General features: G+C 56.6%; 24 protein-coding genes. 13 read left to right on the forward strand and 11 right to left on the reverse strand.

Annotation, left to right across the window (positions count from 1 at the left end; all coding sequences use genetic code 11):
- Positions 1-13 precede the first annotated feature (13 nt).
- Positions 14-925 carry an EamA family transporter gene (locus AC6I8B_RS00230; protein WP_406548576.1) on the forward strand — a complete coding sequence of 304 codons (912 nt, stop codon included), beginning with the start codon at positions 14-16 and terminating at the stop codon, positions 923-925.
- Between the two features lie 81 nt (positions 926-1006).
- Here AC6I8B_RS00230 and ibpA read toward each other — a convergent pair whose 3' ends face one another.
- Positions 1007-1423 (reverse strand): small heat shock chaperone IbpA, encoded by a 417-nt coding sequence (gene ibpA, locus AC6I8B_RS00235; protein ID WP_010258920.1) that lies wholly within the window; start codon positions 1421-1423, stop codon positions 1007-1009.
- A 290-nt stretch (positions 1424-1713) separates the two neighbouring features.
- On the opposite strand from ibpA, the gene AC6I8B_RS00240 reads away from it, so the two are divergent.
- Positions 1714-2082 carry a YceK/YidQ family lipoprotein gene (locus tag AC6I8B_RS00240; protein ID WP_223564587.1) on the forward strand — a complete coding sequence of 123 codons (369 nt, stop codon included), beginning with the start codon at positions 1714-1716 and terminating at the stop codon, positions 2080-2082.
- Here the strand turns inward: AC6I8B_RS00240 and AC6I8B_RS00245 are convergent.
- The 7 genes from AC6I8B_RS00245 to dnaA all read right to left on the reverse strand — a co-directional run bounded on the left by AC6I8B_RS00245 (position 2057) and on the right by dnaA (position 11297).
- Positions 2057-3316 carry a YidR family protein gene (locus tag AC6I8B_RS00245; RefSeq protein ID WP_497817554.1) on the reverse strand — a complete coding sequence of 420 codons (1260 nt, stop codon included), beginning with the start codon at positions 3314-3316 and terminating at the stop codon, positions 2057-2059. The genes AC6I8B_RS00240 and AC6I8B_RS00245 overlap by 26 nt on opposite strands.
- Positions 3317-3431: 115 nt before the next feature.
- On the reverse strand, positions 3432-4241 hold the full coding sequence (yidA, locus tag AC6I8B_RS00250; RefSeq protein ID WP_010258924.1) for a sugar-phosphatase: 810 nt from the start codon (positions 4239-4241) through the stop codon (positions 3432-3434).
- 99 nt (positions 4242-4340) lie between these two features.
- Positions 4341-4820, reverse strand: a complete 480-nt coding sequence (locus tag AC6I8B_RS00255; protein ID WP_010258925.1) for a NanQ anomerase/TabA/YiaL family protein — start codon at positions 4818-4820, stop codon at positions 4341-4343.
- Between the two features lie 192 nt (positions 4821-5012).
- Positions 5013-7421 carry a DNA topoisomerase (ATP-hydrolyzing) subunit B gene (gyrB, locus tag AC6I8B_RS00260; protein WP_010258926.1) on the reverse strand — a complete coding sequence of 803 codons (2409 nt, stop codon included), beginning with the start codon at positions 7419-7421 and terminating at the stop codon, positions 5013-5015.
- 18 nt (positions 7422-7439) lie between these two features.
- Positions 7440-8525, reverse strand: a complete 1086-nt coding sequence (gene recF, locus AC6I8B_RS00265) for a DNA replication/repair protein RecF (RefSeq protein WP_010258927.1) — start codon at positions 8523-8525, stop codon at positions 7440-7442.
- Positions 8526-8776: 251 nt separating this feature from the next.
- Entirely contained in the window at positions 8777-9877 is a 1101-nt protein-coding gene (gene dnaN / locus AC6I8B_RS00270; protein WP_010258930.1) for a DNA polymerase III subunit beta, read from the reverse strand.
- A 4-nt stretch (positions 9878-9881) separates the two neighbouring features.
- Entirely contained in the window at positions 9882-11297 is a 1416-nt protein-coding gene (gene dnaA, locus AC6I8B_RS00275) for a chromosomal replication initiator protein DnaA (RefSeq protein WP_010671615.1), read from the reverse strand.
- Positions 11298-11894: 597 nt separating this feature from the next.
- Between dnaA and rpmH the strand changes: the two genes are divergently transcribed.
- The 6 genes from rpmH (at position 11895) to AC6I8B_RS00305 (ending at position 16592) form a co-directional block, all read left to right on the forward strand.
- On the forward strand, positions 11895-12035 hold the full coding sequence (rpmH, locus tag AC6I8B_RS00280; RefSeq protein WP_003849659.1) for a 50S ribosomal protein L34: 141 nt from the start codon (positions 11895-11897) through the stop codon (positions 12033-12035).
- Between the two features lie 14 nt (positions 12036-12049).
- The gene (rnpA, locus tag AC6I8B_RS00285) at positions 12050-12409 is read left to right on the forward strand and encodes a ribonuclease P protein component (protein WP_008926396.1); all 360 of its coding nucleotides are present in this window, start codon (positions 12050-12052) and stop codon (positions 12407-12409) included.
- The gene (gene yidD, locus AC6I8B_RS00290; protein WP_008926397.1) at positions 12373-12630 is read left to right on the forward strand and encodes a membrane protein insertion efficiency factor YidD; all 258 of its coding nucleotides are present in this window, start codon (positions 12373-12375) and stop codon (positions 12628-12630) included. The genes rnpA and yidD overlap by 37 nt, the downstream gene beginning before the upstream one ends.
- Positions 12631-12632: 2 nt before the next feature.
- Positions 12633-14279, forward strand: coding sequence for a membrane protein insertase YidC (gene yidC, locus AC6I8B_RS00295; RefSeq protein ID WP_010258933.1), 1647 nt, complete (start codon positions 12633-12635; stop codon positions 14277-14279).
- A gap of 92 nt (positions 14280-14371) precedes the next feature.
- The gene (gene mnmE / locus AC6I8B_RS00300; RefSeq protein WP_010258935.1) at positions 14372-15736 is read left to right on the forward strand and encodes a tRNA uridine-5-carboxymethylaminomethyl(34) synthesis GTPase MnmE; all 1365 of its coding nucleotides are present in this window, start codon (positions 14372-14374) and stop codon (positions 15734-15736) included.
- Positions 15737-16001: 265 nt separating this feature from the next.
- Entirely contained in the window at positions 16002-16592 is a 591-nt protein-coding gene (locus AC6I8B_RS00305) for a malonic semialdehyde reductase (RefSeq protein WP_157354097.1), read from the forward strand.
- 18 nt (positions 16593-16610) lie between these two features.
- Here the strand turns inward: AC6I8B_RS00305 and AC6I8B_RS00310 are convergent, their stop codons facing one another.
- Positions 16611-17021, reverse strand: coding sequence for a nuclear transport factor 2 family protein (locus tag AC6I8B_RS00310; RefSeq protein ID WP_157354094.1), 411 nt, complete (start codon positions 17019-17021; stop codon positions 16611-16613).
- Positions 17022-17241: 220 nt separating this feature from the next.
- Between AC6I8B_RS00310 and AC6I8B_RS00315 the strand changes: the two genes are divergently transcribed.
- Positions 17242-17991, forward strand: a complete 750-nt coding sequence (locus AC6I8B_RS00315) for a 4'-phosphopantetheinyl transferase family protein (RefSeq protein ID WP_157354091.1) — start codon at positions 17242-17244, stop codon at positions 17989-17991.
- A gap of 36 nt (positions 17992-18027) precedes the next feature.
- Here the strand turns inward: AC6I8B_RS00315 and AC6I8B_RS00320 are convergent, their stop codons facing one another.
- Positions 18028-19341 carry an NCS2 family permease gene (locus AC6I8B_RS00320; protein WP_010258938.1) on the reverse strand — a complete coding sequence of 438 codons (1314 nt, stop codon included), beginning with the start codon at positions 19339-19341 and terminating at the stop codon, positions 18028-18030.
- Between the two features lie 152 nt (positions 19342-19493).
- On the opposite strand from AC6I8B_RS00320, the gene yieH reads away from it, so the two are divergent.
- Positions 19494-20153: a 6-phosphogluconate phosphatase gene (gene yieH, locus AC6I8B_RS00325; RefSeq protein ID WP_010258939.1), complete on the forward strand. Its 660-nt coding sequence runs from the start codon at positions 19494-19496 to the stop codon at positions 20151-20153.
- A 14-nt stretch (positions 20154-20167) separates the two neighbouring features.
- Positions 20168-21100, forward strand: coding sequence for a GlxA family transcriptional regulator (locus AC6I8B_RS00330; protein ID WP_157354086.1), 933 nt, complete (start codon positions 20168-20170; stop codon positions 21098-21100).
- Here the strand turns inward: AC6I8B_RS00330 and AC6I8B_RS00335 are convergent.
- The gene (locus AC6I8B_RS00335; RefSeq protein WP_157354083.1) at positions 21085-22080 is read right to left on the reverse strand and encodes an acyltransferase; all 996 of its coding nucleotides are present in this window, start codon (positions 22078-22080) and stop codon (positions 21085-21087) included. The two genes, AC6I8B_RS00330 and AC6I8B_RS00335, sit on opposite strands and share 16 nt — an antisense overlap.
- A gap of 221 nt (positions 22081-22301) precedes the next feature.
- On the opposite strand from AC6I8B_RS00335, the gene glyQ reads away from it, so the two are divergent.
- Together glyQ and glyS are read left to right on the forward strand one after the other, a co-directional pair.
- Positions 22302-23213, forward strand: a complete 912-nt coding sequence (gene glyQ, locus AC6I8B_RS00340) for a glycine--tRNA ligase subunit alpha (RefSeq protein ID WP_010258942.1) — start codon at positions 22302-22304, stop codon at positions 23211-23213.
- A 9-nt stretch (positions 23214-23222) separates the two neighbouring features.
- On the forward strand, positions 23223-25292 hold the full coding sequence (gene glyS, locus AC6I8B_RS00345) for a glycine--tRNA ligase subunit beta (protein WP_064690441.1): 2070 nt from the start codon (positions 23223-23225) through the stop codon (positions 25290-25292).
- The last annotated feature ends 325 nt before the right edge of the window (positions 25293-25617 follow it).

Here is a 25617-nt window from a genome sequence, read left to right on the forward strand (position 1 = left end):
CAAGGAGTTTCTGATGTCGGTAAAAGATATGCTGTTAGCGCTGTGCGTGGTGGTGGCGTGGGGCGTCAATTTTGTGGTGATCAAGCTGGGGCTGCAGGGTATGCCGCCTTTTTTGCTCGCCGGGCTGCGTTTTACCCTGGTCGCCTTTCCCGCCATTTTCTTTGTCCGTCGCCCGCCGATTCCGCTGCGCTGGCTGGTGGTGTATGGCATGACCATCAGTTTTGGTCAGTTCGCCTTTCTGTTCCTGGCGATCAAGCTCGGCATGCCTGCCGGTCTGGCCTCGCTGGTGCTGCAGGCGCAGGCATTCTTTACCCTATTGCTGGGCGCGTTGTTGCTGGCGGAGAAGCTGCGCTGGAATCATATCGTCGGGATTATCATCGCTACGCTGGGGATGTTTTTGCTGGCAACGGCAGGCATGGAAGGGCAGACCAGCGCCGGTATTACGCTGACCACCATGATGCTGACGCTGTCGGCGGCGCTCTCATGGGGGCTGGGTAATATCACCAATAAGATTATTATGCGGAACCGCAGCGTGCCGATCATGTCACTGGTGGTCTGGAGTGCGCTGGTGCCGATCGTTCCTTTCTTTGCCTGTTCGCTGCTGTTTGATGGTCAGGCCGGCATCGTTTACAGCCTGCTGCATATCGGCCTGCAGACCGTGCTGGCGCTGTTCTATCTGGCATTTGTCGCCACCATTGTGGGTTACGCCATCTGGGGGAATCTGCTGAGTCGCTACGAAACCTGGCGCGTCGCGCCGCTGTCGCTGCTGGTGCCGGTGGTGGGGATTATTACCGCCGCGCTGGTGCTGGATGAGCATCTCTCCGGGCAGCAGATGCTGGGTGCGGTGGTGATTATACTGGGACTGCTGGTCAATGTGTTTGGTGGCGTGCTGGGTCAGCGCTTAGCGATGCGAACGCAGTCGTAAGGACAAGTCCGCCTTCAGATATAAGGGCAAAAAAAACGCCGCTAACGCGGCGTTTTTAATGACTGTTTCAGAACCTCAATATTACTTCAGAATCTCAATACGGCGTGGCTTCGCCTCTTCCGGCACCAGACGTTCAAGATCGATGCTCAGCAGACCATTCTCGAGACGGGCATCGCGCACCACAATGTGGTCGGCGAGCTGGAATTTACGCTCGAAGTTACGCTCGGCGATACCCTGATACAGGTATTTACGCTCGGTCTGCTCTTCAGGATGGGCACCCCGCACGATCAGCACGTTATCGTGCGCCGTGATATCCAGTTCACTCTGAGCAAAACCGGCCACCGCAATAGTAATGCGATAGTGATTTTCATCGACCAGTTCAACGTTATAGGGAGGATAGCCGCCATTGCTCTGATTCTGATTAGATTCGAGCAGGTTAAACAGGCGATCAAAACCGATAGCAGAGCGATAAAGTGGGGTGAGATCAAAATTACGCATATTAAGACTCCTGAATTTCAGCAAGTTTTGGCAACCTTCCACTACTGGACAGGCTGGATATGGCACCCCACTGTCCCTTGCGGCAACGGTGAGTGCGTCCGTAAACTAAAAATGGGTGCCACAAGACCATTTTCAAGAGGGTGAAATGCAATTTTTTTCGCCAAATTGTGGAAATGGCATACACTCAGGACTACTTTTGCCAGACCCAGACGGACTTCGCCCCAGAGTGTTGACGTTGTCTGGCAAGCAAACTCAGCCAGGCTTATGCCATGACTGAAGGGATGATGATGATGAAATTGATGAAGACCTTACCTCTGGCTGGAGTGGTGTGCTGCGCAATGGCAACAACCGGCTGTTCCAGCGTGATGTCTCACACAGGTGCGAGTCAGGGCTACTATCCAGGCACCCGTGCCAGCGCTGACATGCTGTCCGATGGTGATACCAGCTGGGCATTGAAGCCGCTGGCGTTAATCGATCTTCCTTTCTCTGCCGTGCTGGATACGCTGCTGCTGCCGTGGGACTACTACCGCAGCGACAAAGATAAATCTCTCGACTCTCCACGTGAACGCATCCTGCAGAGCGAAAGGCTGGCGCATACGCAGGAAAGCCTGGCGCAGGCGCAGCCTATGCCCCCTATGCGGTCACTGCCGCAACCGTAAAGAGTTGCCGCCAGCCATTCACCTCACGCATATAAGCAATCTGTGTACCATCCGGTGACCAGACCACCGCGTCACCTGATGGCGCCTCTTCTGTTCTGCGGGGCAGACGCTGACATGCGCCGCTCTCAACGTCACATCGCATCACGCTGTTATCGCAGATAAAAGCGATCGCCTGGCCGTCAGGATGCCAGCTAAAGGCGGACTGAATGCTGTGGCTGAGTCGGGTGATCTGACGCGGTTCGCCGCCGTTGGGGGAGACCGTCCAGAGCTGGATCACCTCTGCGGCATCCGCCATCAGAAACGCTATCTGGCTGCCATCCGGTGCGGCGCGCAGCCAGTGGCGTGGTTGCAGAGCCACGCCACGGCTGTGCGTCAGGCGACGCTGCTGCACGCCAGCCGGTGGCGCAGGTAACTGCTGGCTGCTGCCCTCCAGCGGCATCTCTCCGGCGCGGGCGTAATTCTCCAGCGCATCAGGCAGATCAACAATAAAAACTTCAGGCCGTTTTTCACCCTGCGCCGTCAGCGTGTCGCCAATAAAGGCGATCGCCCAGCGCTGCCAGCTGCCGTCCGGCTTCTGGTAGCCACGCTCACCGACCCAGCACTCCTCACAGGCACGATTAATCTGGTCACTGCCTGGCAGCGGTTCCGCATGCGTCTGGCTCACCAGCAGGCAAAAAAAGGTGCCGTCATATTCGCGCGGATGTTGCTTTTCGGGCGTTACCGCGCAAAGGGGCACCGCGATGCCGACGTTGCGCAGATCGAGCCGGCTATCCAGTTCGTGCATCACGTGGTCATTGTAGGTAAAGCTCAGGCGAGAACCGTCGGGACTGAAGACATGTACATGCGAGCCGCCACGCAGCGCGCCAGGAGTAAACGGTGGCGTGATATCGCAGGCATCCAGATTCACCGCCGCACCGTTCTGAACGATTACCCCGCGCCGGTGGTGGAAGTCATACTGCCAGCTGGCATCGGGATGTTCCGGGCCATGAATGCAGACGTAGCGCGGTGGCAGGACGGGACTGACCGTGACGACGCCGACATGGGCACCATGTCGGGCCTGATAGAGCACCTCCACCTCACCGGTCATCACATTGACCCGCTCAATGGTCTGACTGGTAAACGACGCGCCCGATGGACGAACGTCAAACGCCAGCCACTGGCTGTCGGCAGTCCAGACATTAATATTGGTGAGCTGATGCTGACGGGCAGCAAAGGTGATCTGTTTTTCTGACATGATGAAACCCACGGAGAAAGAGTTGCCCGACAAATTACGCGATTCTGTTTTGCGGTGCAGCATTTTTGCCGGGTTAGGGGATCCGGGCCGAAGCGGCCCGGCAGAGAACAGGCCGTTACAGCACTAACTCTTCGATGGCATGCGCGACGCCATCTTCCATATTGGTTTTGGTGATGAACTGAGCAATTTTCTTAACAGAGTCAATGGCATTCCCCATTGCGACACCCGTTCCTGCGTATTCGATCATCGCCAGGTCATTCTCCTGATCGCCAATCGCCATTACTTCTTCCTGCTTCAGGCCGAGCTTCTCAGCCAGCATTTTGACGCCCTGGCCTTTATTCACCCGACGATCGAGGATTTCGAGGTAATAAGGCGCGCTCTTCAGGATGGTGTAGGTCTGCTGAGCATGCCCGGGCAGGCGGGCAATCGCCGCGTCTAGCAGGGCAGGCCGGTCGATCATCATCAGTTTCGGGAAGCGCATGGCACGATCCATCTCCTCCACCGCGCGGTAGCGCACCGGAATGCCGGTCAGGCTCGCTTCATGGATGGTGTATTCGCTGATGTCTTTGTTAGGGGTATAGAGATGGGTTTTGTCGAATGCCTGGAAATGTACGCCAAGCTCACGTGCCAGGTTCTCGATGTAGAGGTAGTCGTCAAAGGTCAGCGTCACTTCCGCCACGCACTCACCATCTTCGGCCTGATGAACCAGCGCACCGTTGTTGCTGATCGCGTACTGGCCGGGCGTCTGCATATCCAGTTCCATGAGATAGCGCTGGATACCTACAAACGGCCGGCCGGTGGTCAGCACAATCGACACCCCTTGCTGACGGGCGCGATCCAGGGCGGATTTCACCGCCGGTGTGATCTCATGTTGCGGGTTGAGCAGGGTGCCATCCATGTCGATAGCGATCAATTTAATAGCCATAGAGTCCTCGTAGCGTCTGGGTTTTGTTCAATGCTAGCGCGATTCAGCGCACATTGACCAGTTTCATGGCAGGCGAGAACGGCCAGCTGACCGCCAGCTTCAGGCGGTAAAGAGATCGCGGTGGATTTTAATCACGGCTTTTCGGATTGTTGCGGGTTCGCCAGGGGCGCAGCAGGGACGATGAATATCGTGCGGGAAAAAGAGCGCGAACATGCCGGGCATCAGCGTAATCACAGACTCATTCAATATCTTCTGATAAAAAACGACGTCTCGCTGCTGGGCAAAATCTTCGGTGATGTGCTGGTCGGGATGGGCGCGGGCCACGCCAATATTTTCGGTGCCTGCCAGCAGATACTGAATATCGATGTAGTTGAAGTGGGACTCCGCTTTACGTGCGCTGGCCGGTTCGGTCATCATCTCCTGCACCAGACAGAACATTTTGTTGTCGGGTAGGATCTCATATTTGCCGGTTTCCAGCTGGCTGAAATCTGTGCTGGCAATCCAGCTTATCGCCTGATCGACTACCGGATGAAAGGCGTGACGTTCTCTGTCCCAGTCGTGACGATCGCAAACAATCATGGTGTTACTCCCTGTGTGGAATAGTGCGCGGTAAATGCGCAAAGAGGGGCAAGAGTAAGGGAGCTGACCGGGTTAAAACGTGATCGGGATCGCAGCATGCGGGCAGGAAGGCACGCCCTGGCGGGTTTTCCGCCCGGACGGCACAAAAAAAAGGCCATCACCTGGGTGATGGCCTTTCATCTCTGATGCCGGTTAAATATCGATATTGGCGGCTTTCAGCGCATTTTCTTCGATGAAGGCGCGGCGCGGTTCAACCGCATCGCCCATCAGGGTAGTAAACAGCTGATCAGCGCCAATCGCATCTTTAATGGTGACGCGCAGCATACGACGGCTGTCTGGATCCATGGTGGTTTCCCACAGCTGCTCCGGGTTCATCTCGCCCAGACCTTTGTAGCGCTGGACCGAGAGGCCACGACGCGACTCTTTAATCAGCCACTCAATCGCCTGTTCGAAGCTTGCCACTGGCTGACGACGCTCGCCACGCTCGATATAAGCATCTTCTTCCAGCAGACCACGCAGCTTGCTGCCCAGGGCGCAGATTTTGCGGTACTCAGGACCCTGAATGAAATCAGCATCCAGCGGATAGTCAGTATCTACACCGTGGGTACGGACGCGCAGTACCGGCTCGAACAGGTTTGATTCGCGGTTTTCACGCACCTGTGCCAGATAGGTGCTGCCATGCGCTTCGCGTTCAGTCAGATAGCTCACCAGACCATTCAGCCAGGTTGTAACCTCTGCTTCGCTGGTCAGGTCGCTCAGCGTGTCGTGATAAATCATCGCACGCAGCATGGCCATCGGATAACGGCGCTCCATACGCTTGATCATCTTCTGGGTGCTGTTGAAGTCAGTGACCAGCGTCTCCAGCGGCTCACCGCCCAGCGCCGGCGCGCTGGCATTGGTGTGCAGCGTCGCGCCATCAAGCGCGATAGCGATCTGGTATTGATCCATCGCTTCATCATCTTTGATGTACTGCTCCTGCTTGCCTTTCTTCACTTTATAGAGTGGCGGCTGGGCGATATAAACGTGGCCGCGCTCAATGATTTCAGGCATCTGACGATAGAAGAAGGTCAGCAGCAGGGTACGGATGTGCGAACCATCGACGTCGGCATCGGTCATGATGATGATGCTGTGATAGCGCAGCTTGTCCGGGTTGTACTCGTCGCGACCAATACCGCAGCCCAGCGCGGTGATCAGCGTGGCCACTTCCTGGGAGGCGAGCATCTTGTCGAAACGCGCTTTCTCAACGTTAAGAATCTTACCTTTCAGCGGCAGAATCGCCTGGTTTTTACGGTTACGGCCCTGTTTGGCCGAGCCGCCTGCGGAGTCACCCTCCACCAGGTAGATTTCAGACAGCGCCGGGTCGCGCTCCTGGCAATCCGCCAGTTTGCCGGGCAGACCCGCCAGGTCCAGCGCGCCTTTACGGCGAGTCATTTCACGGGCGCGGCGTGCCGCTTCACGGGCACGGGCAGCGTCAATAATTTTGCCGACTACAATTTTGGCGTCTGATGGATTTTCCAGCAGGTATTCAGCCAGCAGCTCATTCATCTGCTGCTCAACCGCTGTTTTCACCTCGGAGGAGACCAGTTTATCTTTGGTCTGCGAGGAGAATTTAGGATCCGGCACTTTCACCGAAACCACAGCGATCAGACCTTCACGGGCATCATCACCGGTGGCGCTGACTTTGGCCTTCTTGCTGTAACCCTCTTTTTCCATGTAGGCATTCAGGGTACGGGTCATCGCTGAACGGAAACCGGCGAGGTGTGTACCGCCGTCGCGCTGTGGGATGTTGTTGGTAAAGCAGTAGATATTTTCCTGGAAGCCGTCGTTCCACTGCAGCGCCACTTCCACACCAATGCCATCTTTCTCGGTAGAGAAATAGAACACGGTAGGGTGAATCGGGGTTTTGTTTTTGTTGAGGTACTCAACAAACGCCCGGATGCCGCCTTCATAGTGGAAGTGATCGCTTTTGCCATCACGCTTATCATCCAGACGAATCGACACGCCGGAGTTCAGGAATGAGAGTTCACGCAGGCGTTTCGCCAGGATGTCATACTCAAAATCGCGCACGTTGGTAAAGGTTTCGTGGCTCGGCCAGAAACGCACACGGGTCCCGGTAATGTCGGTCTCACCCGTCACCGCCAGTGGTGCCTGCGGTACGCCATGGACGTAAATCTGCTGATGCACTTTGCCTTCGCGACGAATGGTCAGCTCCAGCTTCTGCGACAGGGCGTTAACCACGGAGACGCCCACGCCGTGCAGGCCGCCGGAGACTTTATAGGAGTTATCATCGAACTTACCGCCAGCATGCAGCACGGTCATGATCACTTCAGCGGCAGAAATGCCCTCTTCTTCGTGAATACCGGTAGGAATGCCGCGTCCATCATCCTGCACCGATACGGAGTTATCGGCATGGATGGTGACCACAATGTCACTACAGTGACCAGCGAGCGCTTCGTCGATTGCGTTATCCACGACCTCGAATACCATGTGATGCAGACCGGTACCGTCATCGGTATCGCCGATATACATGCCCGGGCGTTTGCGTACCGCATCAAGTCCTTTCAGGACTTTAATACTTGAGGAGTCATAAGAATTCGACATCAACGTTTCTCGCTCATTTTAATCTTCAGGTTGAACCGCTATTTTACCCTGTTCCACGCGGAACATCTTGCCCTTTTCGTCGGTCATGTCGATTACATGTCCGGCAGAAATTGCGCTGACAAACACCTGAGCCTGAGTGGCTTTTAACCGTTCCGCCAACAGGCGTCGGCGGCTCTCATCCAGCTCAGAAGCAAAGTCATCAATGAGGTAAATACAGCGGCGTCCGCTCTGGCTTGTCAGGAACTCGCCCTGTGCCAGACGCAATGCACACATCAGCAGTTTTAACTGCCCGCGTGAGAGTAAATCTTCTACCGGCGTCCCTTCAGCCCGAATACGAAAATCCGCTTTATGGGGGCCGCTGGCGGTATAGGTCAGTGCGCGATCGCGCTCGAAGTTACGTTCCAGCAGTTCGGCGTAGTCGCTCTCTTTGTCCCAGCCACGCTGGAATGAGAAGCGCAGCTCAAATTCCGGCAGAAACTGGCCACAGGTGGCGGTGATTTCCGCTGAAATCGCCGCGCTGTATTCCGCCCGCCACTGGCTGATCTGTTCAGCCAGCGGAACCAGCTCCTGATCCCAGGGACGAATCTGGCTGTAACGTGAGACCTGGCGCAGCGCCGCGTTCCGCTGTTTAAGCAGGCGGCGCATGTTGTTCCAGGCGTTAAAAAAGCCGGGGGTGTTATGAAAGCAGCCCCAGTCGACATAGGCTCTGCGATATTTGGGGCCGCCATTCAGCAAACTAAAGCCTTCAGGGGTGATTAACTGCATCGGCAACAGCTGCGCCAGCTCCGCGACCTTGTGACCATCGCTGCCATCAATGCGCACTTTGCTGTCACCGGCACGGTTTTTGGTCAGCCCGACTGAAATTTCCCGCTCTTTGTTTTCCAGACGCCCATGCAGCACAAACGCCGCCTCGTCGTGACGAATGACGCGTCCCGCCTGCAGGCTGCGAAACGAACGGCCATGCCCCAGAGTATGAATCGCTTCTAAAACGCTGGTTTTACCACTGCCGTTGGCGCCGACCAGGAAATTAAAGCCGGGTGCCAGCTGCAGGTCAGCCTGCTCAATATTACGAAAATCTTTGATAAGAAGGCGGGTTAAAGCCATGAATCAGTCCAGCGTGAAGGGCAATGATCGGGATGAAATGGTTTTGCCTTGTAAAAATTCAGGTCTTACCTTTAACAATCCAGGACGTCGACGGCGAAGCAGGTTTGCCCGATACTTCAGTCACCAGGCCGTCGGCGTCGCCGCCAGTCTGGTTCCGGCCAGCGCGCAGGCCCTGGGAGCATACTGAAGTATGTGACCAGGGGCGAGCACTGCCCGGAATCAGAATGGCAAGTAAGCCAGGCCGATATATTCTACAAGCGCATGGGCATGACGACATAGGCCGCTGCCGGGCTCGCCACATCCTCAATCTGCACGCTCGACACTGAATCGGTCAGCAGCAGACGGACGTTTTCGCACTTAAGCGCGTTCAGCACATCCAGCACGTAACTGACGTTGAAGCCAATCTCCAGTTCCGTGCCGTTATAGCTGACATCCAGCATCTCTTCCGCTTCTTCCTGTTCAGGGTTATTGGCGGTGATCTTCAGCTGATTTTCGGTGATATAGAGGCGAACACCGCGGAACTTCTCGTTAGAGAGGATAGCGGCGCGGGCAAAGGCCTGTTTGAGCAGATCGCAGCCCGCTTCCAGCGCTTTGTCGGGATTCTTCGGCAATACGCGACGATAATCGGGGAAACGGCCATCAACCAGCTTAGAGGTAAAGATGTAGTCGCCGACATGCGCACGGATATTGCTGCCGCCAATCTGAACCTGCAGAGGTGTATCGCCGCCATCCAGCAGACGCAGCAGTTCAATCACGCCTTTACGCGGCACAATCACCGAATGACTCGGCAGCGCCTGACCAATCGGCATGGAGCAGACAGCCAGACGGTGACCGTCAGTGGCCACGGTGCGCAGCTCTTCCCCTTCGGTTTCAAACATCATGCCGTTGAGGTAGTAACGCACATCCTGATGCGCCATCGAAAACTGGGTCGCTTCAATCAGCCGTTTCAGCGTTGCCTGCGGCAGGGTAAATTCAACTTCACTCTGCCAGTCGTCAAGATTGGGGAAGTCACTGGCGGGCAGGGTCGACAGCGAAAAACGGCTGCGGCCAGAGCGCACCAGCATGCGATCGCCTTCCAGTGCCAGAGTAATTTCTGCGCCATCCGGCAATCCGCGACAGATATCGAGGAATTTACGCGCCGGAACGGTGGTGGATCCAGGCTCATGTGCCTGAGTCAGCGCCACGCGTGCGACCATCTCCATTTCCAGATCGGTACCGGTCAGCAACAGCGAACCTTCAGTTACCTGCAGCAGCAGGTTTCCAAGGATCGGCAGCGTCGGACGACCACCCAGGGGACCACTTACTTGTTGCAGCGGCTTCAGCAGCTGCTCACGTTCAACAATAAATTTCATAGCGTCAGGAAGATAATGTTCTGATGAGATTAGAGAAATCTTCTTTGATATCGTGGCTCTCTTCACGCAGCTGCTCAATCTTGCGGCAGGCATGAAGCACCGTTGTATGGTCGCGACCCCCAAAAGCATCGCCAATTTCTGGCAGGCTATGGTTGGTTAACTCTTTCGCCATCGCCATCGCCATCTGGCGCGGACGTGCCACCGAGCGCGAACGGCGCTTGGAAAGCAGATCCGCTACCTTAATTTTGTAGTACTCAGCCACGGTCTTCTGAATATTATCGATGGTGACCAGCTTTTCCTGCAGCGCCAGCAGATCGCGCAGCGCTTCGCGCACGAAGTCGATGGTAATCGCCCGGCCAGTAAAGTTGGCATTGGCGATCACGCGATTCAGCGCGCCTTCCAGCTCACGCACGTTAGAGCGTAACCGCTTGGCAATAAAGAAGGCGACTTCACCAGGCAGACGGATGTCGTTCTCATCCGCTTTTTTCATCAGGATCGCCACACGCGTTTCCAGCTCAGGCGGCTCGATCGCCACCGTTAAACCCCAGCCGAAACGTGATTTAAGACGATCTTCCACCCCGTTGATCTCTTTTGGATAGCGATCCGAGGTGAGGATGATCTGCTGATTGCCCTCTAATAAGGCATTAAAGGTGTGGAAGAACTCTTCCTGCGATCGCTCTTTATTAGCAAAGAACTGAATGTCATCGATCAGCAGCGCATCTACCGAACGGTAGTAGCGTTTGAACTCTTCAATCGCATTGTTCTGTAGTGCTTTAACCATGTCCTGCACGAAGCGCTCGGAGTGCATATAAACCACTTTTGCATTGGGTTTTCGGGCAATGATGCCGTTGCCCACCGCATGCAACAGGTGCGTTTTACCGAGACCGGTGCCGCCATACAGAAACAGCGGGTTGTAAGCGCCGCCTGGATTATCCGCCACCTGACGTGCCGCCGCGCGCGCCAGCTGGTTAGATTTACCCTCGACGAAGTTATCGAAGTTATGACGGTTGTTCACATTTGAGCGATAGGTGACGTCGGCCGGAGCCGGGACATTATCCCAGCTGGGACGCATGATCTGCGTCGGGGCCGGACGAATATGGCTCTGTACGGGCATCACGGGCGCGCTGACGCTGGCCATTACAGGCTGGCTGACCGCTGCCGCCTGCTGCTGAACCGGGCGCGTTCCCACTTCAAAACGCAGCGTGGGCACGTTCGGACCGCAGAATTCATTCAGCAGTGCATTGATACTATTAAGGTATTTGTCCCGAACCCAGTCGAGTACGAAGCGATTTGGAGCATACAAGGCAAGCGTATTGTCGTTTAACTCAGCCTGCAGTGGACGGATCCACATGCTGAATTCGGTGGCAGGAAGCTCATCCTGCAAACGGGCAAGACACTGTTGCCAAAGCGTAAGTGACACGGCGGACTCCACTCGTACAAATTCGAAAAGAATAGTAGGCGTTACTCTAAGAAACGTTCATTTTTGACACAGACGCTAAGAAAGCGCCTGCGACCGCTATCAGCGGTTTTCCGTCCTGCAATCACCGGAGGATCGTCAGCGGAAGGGCGGATCATAGCGCAAAGCGAGGCAGAGATCTTCCCTTTCTACACAGTTTTGATCCTTTTTATCCACAGGCCAGAGGCGCGCAAAGAAGTTTACGCCAGTTGCGGGAAAAACCAGCAGGGATCTGGCGCAATCCATTAAAATTTCGGGCGACATCTCATTTTATCCCCAGGATCCGGCAAGCCGATCGCAATAAGATCCCGTGCGATCCTTGCGCTTTAGTGCGGAGCCCGTATAATTCTCCACCCGACATTGAGCCATCAGGCGCAAAGTCGGGACTCTGCGGGCTGTATGCGGGTTTTCAGGCACTATGACACGCGAAGTAAATTGACTCGGGACTGTACAATTATTACAATCCCGCCTCTTTATTAAAGACACATTGAGGCGTAGGTCGATTTTCTGGCCCGAAACGCGTCACCCAGTGAAAATTTTCAAGTTTAGGTAGAAACCGCCATGAAACGCACTTTTCAACCGTCCGTACTGAAGCGCAACCGTTCACACGGTTTCCGTGCTCGTATGGCAACAAAAAATGGTCGTCAGGTTCTGGCACGTCGTCGTGCTAAAGGCCGTTCTCGTCTGACCGTTTCTAAGTAATAAAGCAAGCCCTGATGGGTAAGCTCGCATTTCCCAGGGAGTTACGTTTGTTAACTCCCACTCATTTCACTTTCGTCTTCCAGCAGCCACAACGGGCTGGCACGCCGCAAATTACTATTCTCGGCCGCCTTAACGCGCTGGGGCATCCCCGCATCGGTCTCACCGTCGCTAAAAAACATGTGAAACGCGCTCATGAACGCAACCGGATCAAGCGATTGACCCGCGAAAGCTTTCGTCTGCGTCAACATGAACTGCCGTCGATGGACTTCGTGGTGGTCGCGAAGAAGGGGGTTGCCGATCTGGATAACCGTATGCTGGCGGAAGCGTTGGAGAAATTATGGCGTCGTCACTGTCGCCTGGCGCGCGGCTCCTGATCGTCCTGATACGCGTCTATCAACGCGGCATCAGTCCATTACTGGGACCACACTGTCGGTTTCACCCGACCTGCTCTCATTACGGAATTGAGGCATTACGCAGGTTCGGCCTGATAAAAGGCAGTTGGTTGACATTAAAACGCGTATTAAAATGCCACCCCTTGAACCCGGGTGGTGACGATCCTGTGCCGCCAAAAACCTTTGATACCAGAGAACATTAACGATGGATTCGCAACGCAATCTCTTTCTCATCGCTTTTCTGTTCGTGACCTTTATGATCTGGCAAGCCTGGCAGACGGACCACGCTCCGCAGCCACAGCAGACGCAGACCACACAAGGCACAAACAGCGTAGCGGGTGATACCGCCAGTCAGGGTGTACCGGCCAGCGGTCAGGGCCAGACGATCACCGTTAAGACTGATGTCCTGTCATTGAATATCAACACCCGAGGCGGTGATGTTGAACAAGCACAGCTGCTGACTTTCCCGGACAAACTGGGTTCTAACCAGCCGTTCCAGCTGCTTGAAACAACGCCAGCGTTCCTTTATCAGGCACAGAGTGGTTTGACCGGTCGTAATGGCCCGGATAACCCGAACAACGGCGCGCGTCCGCTGTTCAACGCTGCGCAGGATCACTTCGAGATGGCTGATGGCCAGTCCGAACTGCGTGTGCCGATGACCTACACCGCTGAAAATGGCGTGGTTTACACCAAAACCTTCATCTTCAAGCGTGGCGAATATGCCGTTAATGTCGATTATCATGTCAACAACACCACCCAGCAGCCGCTGGAAGTGTCGCTGTTTGGCCAGCTGAAGCAGACCATCGATCTGCCTAAGCATCGTGATACCGGCAGCAACAACTTTGCTCTGCACACCTTCCGTGGCGCGGCCTACTCCACCAGCGAGTCGAAATATGAGAAGTATAAATTCGACACCATCGCGGATAACGAGAACCTGAACGCCACCACCAGCAATGGCTGGGTTGCGATGCTGCAGCAGTACTTTGCAACGGCATGGGTTCCGCGTACCGAAGGCACCAACACCCTTTACACCAGCAACCTGGGTAATGGCGTGGCGGCGATTGGCTATAAATCTGCACCGGTCACCATTGCCGCGGGCGCACAGCAGAATCTGGGTGCAACGCTGTGGGTCGGCCCGGAAATTCAGGACAAGATGGCAGCGATTGCGCCGCACCTTGATCTGACCGTAGATTACGGCTGGTTGTGGTTTATCTCTCAGCCGCTGTTCAAACTGCTGAAATTTATTCACAGCTTCATCGGTAACTGGGGCTTCTCCATTATCGTGATCACCTTCATCGTGCGCGGCATCATGTACCCGCTGACCAAAGCGCAGTACACCTCGATGGCGAAGATGCGCATGCTGCAGCCGAAAATTCAGGCGATGCGTGAGCGTCTGGGGGATGACAAGCAGAAGCAGAGCCAGGAAATGATGGCGCTGTATAAAGCAGAGAAAGTGAATCCGCTGGGTGGCTGTCTGCCGCTGGTGATTCAGATGCCAATCTTCCTGGCGCTTTACTACATGCTGTCAGGCTCGGTTGAACTGCGTCATGCGCCATTTATTCTGTGGATCCATGACCTGTCAGCGCAGGACCCGTACTACATCCTGCCGATTCTGATGGGCATCACCATGTTCTTCATTCAGAAGATGTCACCGACCACCGTGACCGATCCGATGCAGCAGAAGATCATGACGTATATGCCGGTGATTTTCACCGTGTTCTTCCTGTGGTTCCCATCAGGTCTGGTGCTGTACTACATCGTCAGCAACCTGGTCACCATTCTCCAGCAGCAGCTGATTTATCGCGGCCTGGAAAAACGTGGTCTGCATAGCCGCGACAAGAAGAAAGCGTAAGCGATCCAGAGCGGGAGCAATCCCGCCCTAAAATAGTCTATTCTCAGGCGGTCAAAGCGACCGCCTGTGTTTTTTGTAGCGAGAGAAAATTTATGAGCCACAGCGATACCATTGTTGCCCAGGCGACGCCGCCCGGACGCGGCGGCGTAGGCATTCTGCGCGTCTCTGGCGCCCAGGCGGCAGAGGTCGCCCGCCAGCTACTGGGCAAACTGCCTAAGCCGCGTTACGCCGATTATCTGCCGTTCACCGATAGCGATGGCCGCGTGCTGGATCAGGGCATTGCGCTGTGGTTTCCTGGTCCTAACTCCTTTACTGGTGAAGATGTGCTGGAGCTGCAGGGCCACGGCGGCCCGGTGATCCTGGACCTGCTGCTGAAGCGCATCGTGGCGCTGCCTGGCGTGCGTATCGCTCAGCCGGGTGAGTTTTCAGAGCGTGCGTTTCTGAATGACAAGCTCGATCTGGCGCAGGCCGAAGCGATTGCTGACCTGATTGATGCCAGCTCTGAGCAGGCGGCGCGTTCGGCAGTGAACTCCCTGCAGGGCGTCTTCTCCACCCGTATCAATCATCTTGTGGAAGCACTCACTCACCTGCGGATCTATGTCGAAGCCGCTATCGACTTCCCGGATGAGGAGATCGATTTCCTCTCTGACGGCAGAATCGAAGCGCAGCTGAATACGGTGATCGGCGACCTGGATGCCGTCCGTGCCGAAGCACGTCAGGGCAGCCTGCTGCGTGAAGGGATGAAAGTGGTGATTGCGGGCCGGCCTAATGCGGGCAAATCGAGCCTGCTGAATGCGCTGGCGGGCCGTGACGCCGCCATCGTCACGGATATCGCAGGCACCACCCGTGACGTACTGCGTGAGCATATTCATATTGATGGCATGCCGCTGCATATCATCGACACCGCCGGTCTGCGTGAAGCCAGCGACGAAGTGGAGCGCATCGGGATTGAGCGCGCCTGGCAGGAGATCGAACAGGCTGATCGCGTGCTGTTTATGGTGGACGGCACGACGACCGATGCCACCGAAGCGGCGGCGATCTGGCCCGATTTCGTCTCCCGTCTGCCGCCCGAACTGCCGATTACCGTGGTCCGCAACAAGGCGGATGTCACCGGTGAGTCTCTCGGTCTGACAGAAGTAAATGGTCACTCACTGATTCGCCTGTCGGCACGCACCAGCGCGGGCGTGGACGAGCTGCGCGATCACCTGAAGCAGAGCATGGGCTTCGCCGGCAATATGGAAGGCGGCTTCCTGGCGCGTCGCCGTCATCTGCAGGCGCTGGAGCTGGCGGCAACGCACTTACAGCAGGGTAAAGCGCAGCTGCTCGGTGCCTGGGCCGGTGAGCTACTGGCGGAAGAGTTACGTCTTGCCCAGCAGGCGTTAAGCGAGATCACCGGCGAGTTCACTTCTGACGATCTGCTGGGTCGCATCTTCTCCAGCTTCTGTATCGGTAAATAACCGTGCTGGCCTGATAGCGTCCTGCTGTCAGGCCAGATTTCCTGCCACGCTGCTCCCCTGTTATTCCCGCCTCTGCGTTGATTCTTGCTGATATGTTATTTTGCGGCGGCACGGCATTGCCGTATAACGGTTGAAGCGCCGATCTGACGTGCGGCGACGGATTGCGGTGAGTGATCCCCGCCTCATCCCGCCGCGCCGGACCGGACGCAAACCCACTACGTGAACACCGTTGGGCGAACTTTTTCGCCTGAAACAGGAGAGTTGCATGAGTACACCGCTCGACACTGCCGCACTGGACACGCTGTTTAATGACGCCCGCACCCACAGTTACTGGCAGGCTAAGCCCGTCGATAACGCCCTGCTGGAGCAGCTCTATGCTTTAACGGCACTGGGCCCGACCTCGGCGAACTGCTCGCCTGCGCGATTTGTTTTCGTGACCTCGGCGGAAGGCAAAGAGAAGCTGAAACCGGCACTCTCTTCCGGCAATCTGGAAAAAACCATGAGCGCGCCGGTCACGGTGATTGTGGCCTGGGACCGCGAGTTCTATGAGCAGCTGCCCGCCCTGTTCCCCCATGCTGATGCGCGCAGCTGGTTTACCGGCAGCCCGGAAGCGGCAAAAGAGACCGCTTTCCGTAACAGCAGCCTGCAGGCGGGCTACCTGATTCTGGCGGCGCGTTCGCTGGGTCTGGATGCCGGTCCGATGTCCGGGTTTGATCCGGCCAAAGTCAATGACGCCTTTTTCTCCGACGGTCAGTATCAGGTTAACCTGCTGATTAACCTCGGCTATGGTGACGCGTCAAAACTGCATCCGCGCCTGCCGCGACTGAGCTTTGAGCAGGCGAGTCGTTTCGCCTGATGCTGCCCGCGTCGCGAGTCAAATCGCGACGCGGATGACCTTATAAAACAGATAGCCACCACACGAACCGCTCAGCGGCGCAGCATTTTTTGCAGGCGTCCCCTGATGAAACACCATTCGCCAGTTCTGACCCTCGCACAGCCAGTGTGAGGCGCGCAGTGCGGCCCGACTGCCATCGGCATCACAGCTCTGGTAGTGCAGTATCAGACTCCTCTCGCCCGTGCTCACCAGCTGAAAGTTACTACTAAGCATATCGGGCATCGCATCTTCTTTTATCAGCGCCGCGATGGTCTGCGCGCGAGTCACAAAGCGTCCTGAACGGGTTATCTCACAAAAGTCAGGATGGAGTATCTGCTCCAGCCACGCCAGTTCCCGTCGCCTGGCACTGTGCAGGCTGCGCTCTCGTTTCACCATTTCGTCCAGCAACATGGCTGACCCTCCTGTTATTCTGTGCTGACAGGCAGCGACAATAATTCCTTTAAGCTGTTGAAGATGGGCATCGTGACGCTTCTGTCCGGTTAGCTCTCCCTCGCGACTCTGCTCATCCTAATCCGAATTTACCCCAATCTGTGCGTTGCAAGGTGCATTAAGGTAAGAAAATTCCTACAATGCTTCTGATGATTATCTGACCATTTTCACGGAGCGACAGATGGCTGGTCATTTTGTACGCTGGACGGGCGATCCCGGCTTCCCGGCTAATGATTTACGCATTCCCCAGGCTATCACCGACACGGCACAGCAGTTTGCTGACAAACGCCGTGGGCGATTTCTTGCCGCCCGTACCCTGCTGGCACAACTGATGCTACGGGTTTATGGCATTAGTGAGCTGCCGCGCCTGCTTATCCAGAACAACGGACGCCCCGTTTTTGCTGACAGCGATCTGCCCGATTTCAGCATCGCCTATGCGGGTAATACGGTGGGTGTGCTGCTGGCCGAAGAGGGTGGGCGTGCCGGTCTGGATATGGAGATTGTGCATGCCAGAAGCCGTCAGACTCAGGAGCAGCTGATTCAGGGATTAACCTCGGGCGAGATCGCCTGGATCAATGCCCAGCAGGATGCCATGGAGGCGGTGACGCAGATCTGGACATTACGCCAGAGCATTCTCAAGCTGACGGGAGAGGGCGATCGGGGACTGGATTCGCTGCGCCTGTTGCCCGGTGCGGGTCGGCTGCGATCTTCACTCTATCCCGATATTCAGGTGGTGTGTGATGCGGAGCCCATGCTGGTCTGGTCGTGTGCGCTGTCGTCTGCGACTCAGCGTCTGCATCTGTGGGAGATGGATAACGCCTTTCAGTGGCACGCATTACGCGAAATAGAGATGGGTAAGCCCAACATCGGGCCTCATGCTTTGCGGCTGACCAGCCTGCCCAGCGAGCGCAGCCTGCATCCTGAAATGTAAAAAGCCGCAACCCGGAGGTTGCGGCCCTGAATGCGCTTAGTGCGCGTCTACAAAAACAATCTTCAGCACAAACAGCAGAGCAACAATCACTACGCAGGGGCTGATTTCACGCCAGCGGCCAGTACCCAGCTTCATGACGCAGTAAGCAATGAATCCCAGCGCAATACCTTCGGTGATGGAAAAACTGAAGGGCATCATGGCGGCGGTCACAAACGCCGGAACGGCTTCGGTCAAATCATCCCAGCGAACGCGCGACAGGCTGGCGGTCATTAACACCCCAACGTAAATCAGCGCGCCTGCAGCGGCGTAGGACGGCACCATCGCGGCCAGCGGTGACAGGAAGGTCACCAGCAGGAACAGCAGGCCGGTGACCACGGCCATCAGGCCGGTACGGCCACCAATCGCCACGCCCGAGGTGCTTTCGATATAGGCGGTCACGGATGAGGTGCCTGCCAGCGCGCCACTCACTGAACTGATGCTGTCGACATAGAGCGCCTGCTGCATGCGCGGGAAAGTGCCGGTTTCATCGGTCAGTCCCGCTTTATCGGTGACGCCAATCAGCGTGCCGGAGGAGTCGAACAGATTGACCAGCATAAAGGAGAAGATCACGCCTGCCATGCCGATGTTGAAGGCGCCTTTGATATCCACCTGGCCGACCACAGAAGTAATGGAAGGCGGCGCAGAGAACAGGCCGACAAACTTCACGTCACCCAGCATCCAGCCGATAGCGGTAGTAACCACCATCGAGATCAGCACCGCCGCGTGGATATTGCGTGATGCCAGAATAGCGATGATAAAGAAGCCCAGCGCGCCCAGCAGTACGCTGTGCGAGGTCAGGTTCCCCACGGCCACCAGGGTATCGGGATTCGGCACGATAATACCGGCATTCTTCAGCCCCATCATGGCGATAAACAGGCCGATACCGGCGGTAATGCCGACGCGCAGGCTCAGCGGGATATTGGCAATCATCCAGTAGCGAACCCGCAGCAGCGTCAGGATCAGCAGGCCGACCGCACCCCAGAAGATCGCGCCCATACCCACCTGCCACGAATAGCCCATCGCGCCAACCACCACAAAGGCAAAAAAGGCGTTCAGCCCCATTGCGGGCGCCAGCGCCACCGGCAGATTGGCAAACAGTCCCATCAGAATGCTGCCGAAAGCGGCAATCAGACAGGTGGTCACAAACACCGCCTGGGTATCCATGCCGGCGACGCCGAGGATCTGCGGATTGACGAAGACGATGTAGACCATCGTCAGAAAGGTGGTGATACCCGCGATCACTTCGGTGCGCACCGTGGTGCCATGTTCCTGCAGCCTGAAGATGCGCTGCAAAACGCCTTGCTTGCTCATGCCATCCATCCAGAAGAAAAAATCATCGGCGCGTATCCTGGCGATTTTACCGGGGCAATACAATGATTTTTCGCAACCGATTGCCAGTCTCGCAATCTGCGCTGAGTGCGGTAGAGTGTGGAGCACACCCCTGAATCGAAGGATAGAGTCTGATGTCAGTAGAATGCGTCTTTTTTGATTGCGATGGCACGCTGGTGGACAGTGAGTTGCTCTGTACCCAGGCCTACGTCAACACCTTTGCCCGTTACGGCCTGGAACTGTCGCTGCAGCAGATGTTTGAAAAGTATAAGGGCGTCAAACTCTACGACATTATTCGTGACGTCGGCGACGCGCATCAGGTGACGCTACCGATGGAAGAGGTGGAGACTGCTTATCGCGCAGAGGTCGCGCGGCTGTTTGATCAGCAACTGCAGCCTATCCCGGGCGCGAAAGCGCTGGTTGAGCAGATCAAGGTGCCGATGTGCGTAGTTTCAAACGGGACGGTAAAAAAGATGCAGCACTCGCTGGGCTTAACCGGCATGCTGCCGCTGTTTGCGGAGCACCTCTACAGCGGCTATGACATTCTGCACTGGAAGCCCGATCCGGAACTGATGTACCACGCGGCGGAACAGATGCAGGTACCGATTGAGCGCTGCATTCTGGTGGATGACTCCGAAGCGGGCGCCCGCGCCGGTATCGCCGCCGGCATTCCGGTCTACTACTACTGCGCTGACCCGCACAACCCTGAACTGGATCATCCGCTGGTGACGCGCTTCGACGATATGGCGCAACTGCCTGCGCTGTGGCGCGCCCGTGGCTGGGATCTGGTGTAGCAGCGCGGGCCAGCATGACACACATCGTCTGGTTTTTAACCCTGCCCGGCGTGATGGCGCTGGATCTCACCGGCCCGGCCGAGACGCTGAAGCTGGCGGGCGAGCGCTTTATGCTGCGCTACATCGGCCCGCAGCCGGAGGTGGTCTGCTCCACCGGCATGACCATTGGCGGCATCGAACCGTTACCTGATCAGTTGCCCGCCGGGAGTCTGCTGGTGGTGCCTGGCGTCTATGACTCGCAGGTCTGTTACGCCACGCCGCAGGCCGGAGAGGCTCGCGAGTGGCTGATGCGCCAGCACGCCGCGCTGCGCGCGCAGACCTTTATGCTGGTCTGCGTCTGCTCGGGTGCGCTGCTGGCGGCGCAGGCAGGCATGCTGGATGACGTGCTCTGCACCACTCATCATGATGTGATTGCCCGTCTGAAAGCCGCGGCCCCGCGCGCACGGGTGCAGGAGAACCGGGTGTTTGTCGGGCATGAGAATATCTGGACCAGCGCAGGCATCACGGCGGGAATCGATCTGGCGCTGCATCTGATTAATCAGCTCTGCGATACGCAAACCGCGCTGGCGGTAGCGCGGGAGATGGTGGTCTGGTTTCGCCGTGCCGGTGACGATCCGCAACTTTCGCCGTGGCTGCGTTACCGCAACCACATGCATCCGGCCATTCACCGGGCGCAGGATCTGATGATTGCCCATCCTGAGCACGGTTGGACCCTGACCGAGCTGGCCGGACGCACGCATGTCAGCAGCCGCCATCTGGCGCGGCTGTTTCGCCAGCATCTGGGGATTAGCGTGCGTGAATACCATGAGCAGCTGCGGGTTGGCGTGGCACGCCAGCGTCAGCAGCAGGGTGAATCTGCCGAAAAAGCGGCGCTGGCGGCGGGGTTTTCATCGGCGCGCCAGCTACGGCGCGCCCGCCAGCGTGAAGCCGATCAGCTGACAAAGTGACGGGTATCGACGCGTTTCAGTGCCATACCCAGCAGCAGGCTGCCGCCCAGCGTCAGCCCGAACACCCAGGGCAGGTCGAGCCACGGACGTGACATATCATCGTAATGATGCGTTCGCAGGTAGTGAATGAACAGCGCATGAAAGCCGTAGATCGGCAGTGAATAGCGTGCAATCACCGTTAAACCCGGCAGCGTGCGCTGGTTCAGGCTGTTTTTAAACACGATCAGCAGGCTGATCGCGGCGATAAACACCAGCGGTCCGCAGTAGAGATACCAGGTGTCATTAAACGCCCCGTTGACGATCAACGCCTGTTTCGTCCCTAACGTAATGCCAATCACACAGGCGATAAACAGCCCGGCAGCCAGCGGCGTCAGGCCGCGGCGGGTCGTTTCCATCGTGCCGATAGCCCGTCCCAGCAGCGCATAGAGCAGGTAGTAGATACTGTCACCGCTGACATAGAGATTAACCGGCAGAAAGTGAAATGACCCCAGCGACTGGCTGACCGTATTGGGATTGGCGAGCACCGCCAGCACCAGCACCAGCAGCACCACGTAGCGCGCCTGCACGGTTTTTACCTGGATCAGGGGCGACAGCAGATAGATGCCGATCAGCGCAAAGAAGAACCACAGGTGATAAAACACCGGCTTCTGCAGCATCTTCAGGATTGATCGCCCTTCGCTGATGGGGGTCAGCCAGGTGATATAGGCCAGCGATACCGCGCTGTAGAACAACAGACAGAGCACCAGCCGGAGCATATGGCGCGGCTGGGCGCTGCGTTCGCCGAAAAACAGATAGCCGGAGATCATAAAGAACAGCGGAACACAGACGCGTGATGCTGAGTTCAGCAGATTAGCCGCATCCCAGGTGATGCCAGTCACCGCCATCGGCCCGGTGATATACCAGGTGGTGGTATGAATCACGATCACCATCAGACAGGCAACCGCGCGTAAATTATCGATCCAGTAAATCTTCTGCGGCATGGCATCCTCTTGCGCATCGCGTCCGTGCGCAAAAGGGTAGCCAAATGCGACCAGAGCAACAACTGCTGCCAGCAGGATTCGGAGCCATCTGTATGCCAGCGCCCTGAATCACCGCGAAAACGCGCCGGTAGCGCCTGGGATTTACGGCTGCACATCGCGCGGTCAAAGGGTATACTGTCGGCCTCTTTTTTTAATCTAACCGAAGCGCGTGCACACTCAACATGCAAAAGTTTGATACCAAAACCTTTCAGGGGCTGATCCTGACCTTGCAGGATTACTGGGCGCGTCAGGGCTGCACCATTGTCCAACCGCTGGACATGGAAGTGGGCGCTGGCACTTCACACCCGATGACCTGCCTGCGCGCACTCGGCCCGGAGCCGATCGCCGCCGCTTACGTGCAGCCATCACGCCGTCCTACCGATGGCCGCTACGGTGAAAACCCGAACCGCCTGCAACACTATTACCAGTTCCAGGTGATCATCAAACCCTCACCGGACAACATTCAGGAGCTCTATCTTGGCTCGCTGAAAGAGCTGGGTATGGACCCGACGGTGCATGACATTCGCTTCGTGGAAGATAACTGGGAAAACCCGACGCTGGGTGCCTGGGGACTCGGCTGGGAAGTGTGGCTCAACGGCATGGAAGTGACGCAGTTCACCTACTTCCAGCAGGTTGGCGGCATGGAGTGTAAGCCGGTGACCGGCGAGATCACCTACGGTCTGGAGCGTCTGGCGATGTACATCCAGGGCGTCGACAGCGTTTACGATCTGGTGTGGAGCGACGGTCCGCTGGGCAAAACCACCTACGGCGACGTGTTCCATCAGAACGAAGTGGAGCAATCCACCTATAACTTCGAATACGCCGACGTTGATTTCCTCTTTACCTGCTTCGAGCAGTATGAGAAAGAGGCGCAGCATCTGCTGGCGCTGGAAAAACCGCTGCCACTGCCCGCCTACGAACGCATTCTTAAAGCGGCACACAGCTTCAACCTGCTGGATGCCCGCAAAGCGATCTCGGTAACAGAGCGTCAGCGCTATATTCTGCGCATTCGTACCCTGACCAAAGCCGTGGCTGAAGCTTACTACGCCTCTCGCGAGGCAATGGGCTTCCCGATGTGCAATAACAAAAAGTAAGAGGCAGCCATGACTGAACAAACCTTCCTGGTGGAGATCGGCACCGAAGAGCTGCCACCAAAAGCCCTGCGCAGCCTGGCAGAAGCCTTTGCCGCGCAGGTCACTGCTGAACTGGATGCCGCTAACCTGAGCCACGGCGAGGTCAGCTGGTTTGCTGCGCCGCGTCGTCTGGCGCTGAAAGTCGCCAACCTGAGCGCCTCACAACCCGATCGGGAAGTAGAGAAGCGCGGACCGGCGGTCGCTGCGGCGTTTGACGCTGACGGCAACGCGACCAAAGCCGCTGAAGGCTGGGCGCGTGGCAACGGCATTACCGTCGATCAGGCTGAACGTCTCGCCACCGATAAAGGCGAATGGCTGGTTTATCGCGCTCAGGTCAAAGGCGAAGCGGCCCAGGCGCTGCTGCCCGCAATGATCGCTACCGCGCTCAGCAAGCTGCCGGTGCCAAAACTGATGCGCTGGGGCAACAGCGATGTGCAGTTCGTTCGTCCGGTTCACACCGTGACGATGCTGCTGGGCGATGAGCTGATCCCAGGCACCATTCTGGGCATTAAGTCAGATCGGGTTATTCGTGGTCACCGCTTTATGGGTGAAAGCGAAATCACGCTCGACAACGCCGATCAGTACCCTGATGTGCTGGAAAAACGCGGCCAGGTCATTGCCGACTATCAGGTCCGCAAAGCGATGATTAAAGCCGATGCTGAAGCAGCAGCACGCCGTTTAGGCGGCAACGCTGATATCAGCGACAGCCTGCTGGAAGAGGTGACATCGCTGGTGGAGTGGCCGGTGGTCCTGACCGCGACCTTTGAAGAGAAATTCCTCAAGGTACCTGCGGAAGCGCTGGTCTACACCATGAAAGGCGATCAGAAGTATTTCCCGGTGTATGACAATGACGGCAACCTGATGCCGAACTTCATTTTCGTCACCAACATCGAATCCAGCGATCCGCGTCAGATTATCTCCGGCAACGAGAAGGTGGTACGTCCACGCCTGGCCGATGCGGAGTTCTTCTTTAATACCGACCGCAAAAAGCGTCTGGAAGATCACCTGCCGCGTCTGGAGACGGTGCTGTTCCAGAAAGAGCTGGGCACGCTGCGCGATAAAACCGATCGCATTCAGGCCCTCGCGGGCTGGATTGCCGGTGAAATTGGCGCAGATGTGAATCACGCCACCCGCGCGGGCCTGCTGTCGAAGTGTGACCTGATGACCAACATGGTCTTCGAGTTCACCGACACCCAGGGCGTGATGGGCATGCACTACGCGCGTCACGACGGCGAAGCCGAAGATGTGGCGGTGGCGCTGAATGAGCAGTATCAGCCGCGCTTTGCCGGTGACGATCTGCCGTCCAGCCCTGTCGCCTGTGCACTGGCGATTGCCGATAAAATGGATACGCTGGCCGGTATTTTCGGCATTGGTCAGCATCCAAAAGGCGACAAAGACCCGTTCGCACTGCGTCGTGCGGCGCTGGGCGTGCTGCGTATCATAGTCGAGAAAAACCTGCCGCTTGACCTGCAGACTCTGACCGAAGAAGCGGTGCGCCTGTATGGCAGCAAGCTGAGCAACGCCCGCGTGGTGGATGATGTGATCGACTTTATGCTGGGTCGCTTCCGCGCCTGGTATCAGGAAGAGGGTCACAGCATCGACACGCTGCAGGCGGTTCTGGCGCGTCGTCCGACCCGTCCGGCTGACTTTGATGCACGCATGAAAGCGGTGTCGCACTTCCGTACGCTGGAAGCAGCCGCAGCACTGGCGGCGGCGAACAAGCGCGTCTCTAACATTCTGGCAAAATCGACTGAAACGCTGAATGAGAGCGTGCAGGCGTCGCTGCTGAAAGAGAATGAAGAGATCCAGCTGGCGACCTTTGTCACTGCGCTGAGCAGCAAGCTGCAGCCTTACTTCGCTGAAGGTCGTTATCAGGATGCGCTGGTCGAACTGGCACAGCTGCGTACTGCGGTAGACAACTTCTTCGATAAAGTGATGGTTAACGCCGACGATCAGGCGGTGCGGGTTAATCGCCTGACGCTGCTGTCAAAACTGCGTGAGCTGTTCCTGCAGGTCGCGGATATCTCACTGCTACAGTAATGCTATTTGTTGTGCGAAAAAGGGACGAGCAATCGTCCCTTTTTTTATGGGATTTTTTTGGCCTGATGTCTTCGACTCATACCTGAGTGTGACCGCTATAGCGGCCATTTTTTAGGGTGCAAATGAATACGCTAAAGTGCCTAAACTGCCATTGCCGGTCATCAGAAATCGGCTGTTGTGATGCGCCAGGTTATAAATATTATGTCGATATATCAAAAGTTTAATTGTTAATTTTTCTCCTGTAATACTCTAAGGTTTTTCATCAATCCGGTGGTTAAGAAACCGCCCTAAAAATAGCCAGCCCTCTTGTTTTTCCCCTCTCCTG

It is taken from the genome of Pantoea sp. X-Soil-ISGK-285, from assembly GCF_059730815.1.

Bases quoted from the DNA above. Each gene is read 5' to 3' on its own strand.
- AC6I8B_RS00335 (WP_157354083.1), bottom strand. From the start codon at position 22,080: ATGCCGCAGAAGATTTACTGGATCGATAATTTACGCGCGGTTGCCTGT.
- AC6I8B_RS00320 (WP_010258938.1), bottom strand. From the start codon at position 19,341: ATGAGCAAGCAAGGCGTTTTGCAGCGCATCTTCAGGCTGCAGGAACAT.
- AC6I8B_RS00240 (WP_223564587.1), top strand. From the start codon at position 1,714: ATGAAATTGATGAAGACCTTACCTCTGGCTGGAGTGGTGTGCTGCGCA.
- recF (WP_010258927.1), bottom strand. From the start codon at position 8,525: ATGGCTTTAACCCGCCTTCTTATCAAAGATTTTCGTAATATTGAGCAG.
- yidA (WP_010258924.1), bottom strand. From the start codon at position 4,241: ATGGCTATTAAATTGATCGCTATCGACATGGATGGCACCCTGCTCAAC.
- AC6I8B_RS00305 (WP_157354097.1), top strand. From the start codon at position 16,002: ATGAGTACACCGCTCGACACTGCCGCACTGGACACGCTGTTTAATGAC.
- AC6I8B_RS00315 (WP_157354091.1), top strand. From the start codon at position 17,242: ATGGCTGGTCATTTTGTACGCTGGACGGGCGATCCCGGCTTCCCGGCT.
- rnpA (WP_008926396.1), top strand. From the start codon at position 12,050: ATGGGTAAGCTCGCATTTCCCAGGGAGTTACGTTTGTTAACTCCCACT.
- rpmH (WP_003849659.1), top strand. From the start codon at position 11,895: ATGAAACGCACTTTTCAACCGTCCGTACTGAAGCGCAACCGTTCACAC.
- glyS (WP_064690441.1), top strand. From the start codon at position 23,223: ATGACTGAACAAACCTTCCTGGTGGAGATCGGCACCGAAGAGCTGCCA.
- glyQ (WP_010258942.1), top strand. From the start codon at position 22,302: ATGCAAAAGTTTGATACCAAAACCTTTCAGGGGCTGATCCTGACCTTG.
- ibpA (WP_010258920.1), bottom strand. From the start codon at position 1,423: ATGCGTAATTTTGATCTCACCCCACTTTATCGCTCTGCTATCGGTTTT.
- AC6I8B_RS00230 (WP_406548576.1), top strand. From the start codon at position 14: ATGTCGGTAAAAGATATGCTGTTAGCGCTGTGCGTGGTGGTGGCGTGG.
- AC6I8B_RS00245 (WP_497817554.1), bottom strand. From the start codon at position 3,316: ATGTCAGAAAAACAGATCACCTTTGCTGCCCGTCAGCATCAGCTCACC.
- dnaN (WP_010258930.1), bottom strand. From the start codon at position 9,877: ATGAAATTTATTGTTGAACGTGAGCAGCTGCTGAAGCCGCTGCAACAA.
- yidD (WP_008926397.1), top strand. From the start codon at position 12,373: ATGGCGTCGTCACTGTCGCCTGGCGCGCGGCTCCTGATCGTCCTGATA.
- AC6I8B_RS00310 (WP_157354094.1), bottom strand. From the start codon at position 17,021: ATGTTGCTGGACGAAATGGTGAAACGAGAGCGCAGCCTGCACAGTGCC.
- AC6I8B_RS00330 (WP_157354086.1), top strand. From the start codon at position 20,168: ATGACACACATCGTCTGGTTTTTAACCCTGCCCGGCGTGATGGCGCTG.
- yieH (WP_010258939.1), top strand. From the start codon at position 19,494: ATGTCAGTAGAATGCGTCTTTTTTGATTGCGATGGCACGCTGGTGGAC.
- mnmE (WP_010258935.1), top strand. From the start codon at position 14,372: ATGAGCCACAGCGATACCATTGTTGCCCAGGCGACGCCGCCCGGACGC.
- AC6I8B_RS00255 (WP_010258925.1), bottom strand. From the start codon at position 4,820: ATGATTGTTTGCGATCGTCACGACTGGGACAGAGAACGTCACGCCTTT.
- gyrB (WP_010258926.1), bottom strand. From the start codon at position 7,421: ATGTCGAATTCTTATGACTCCTCAAGTATTAAAGTCCTGAAAGGACTT.
- yidC (WP_010258933.1), top strand. From the start codon at position 12,633: ATGGATTCGCAACGCAATCTCTTTCTCATCGCTTTTCTGTTCGTGACC.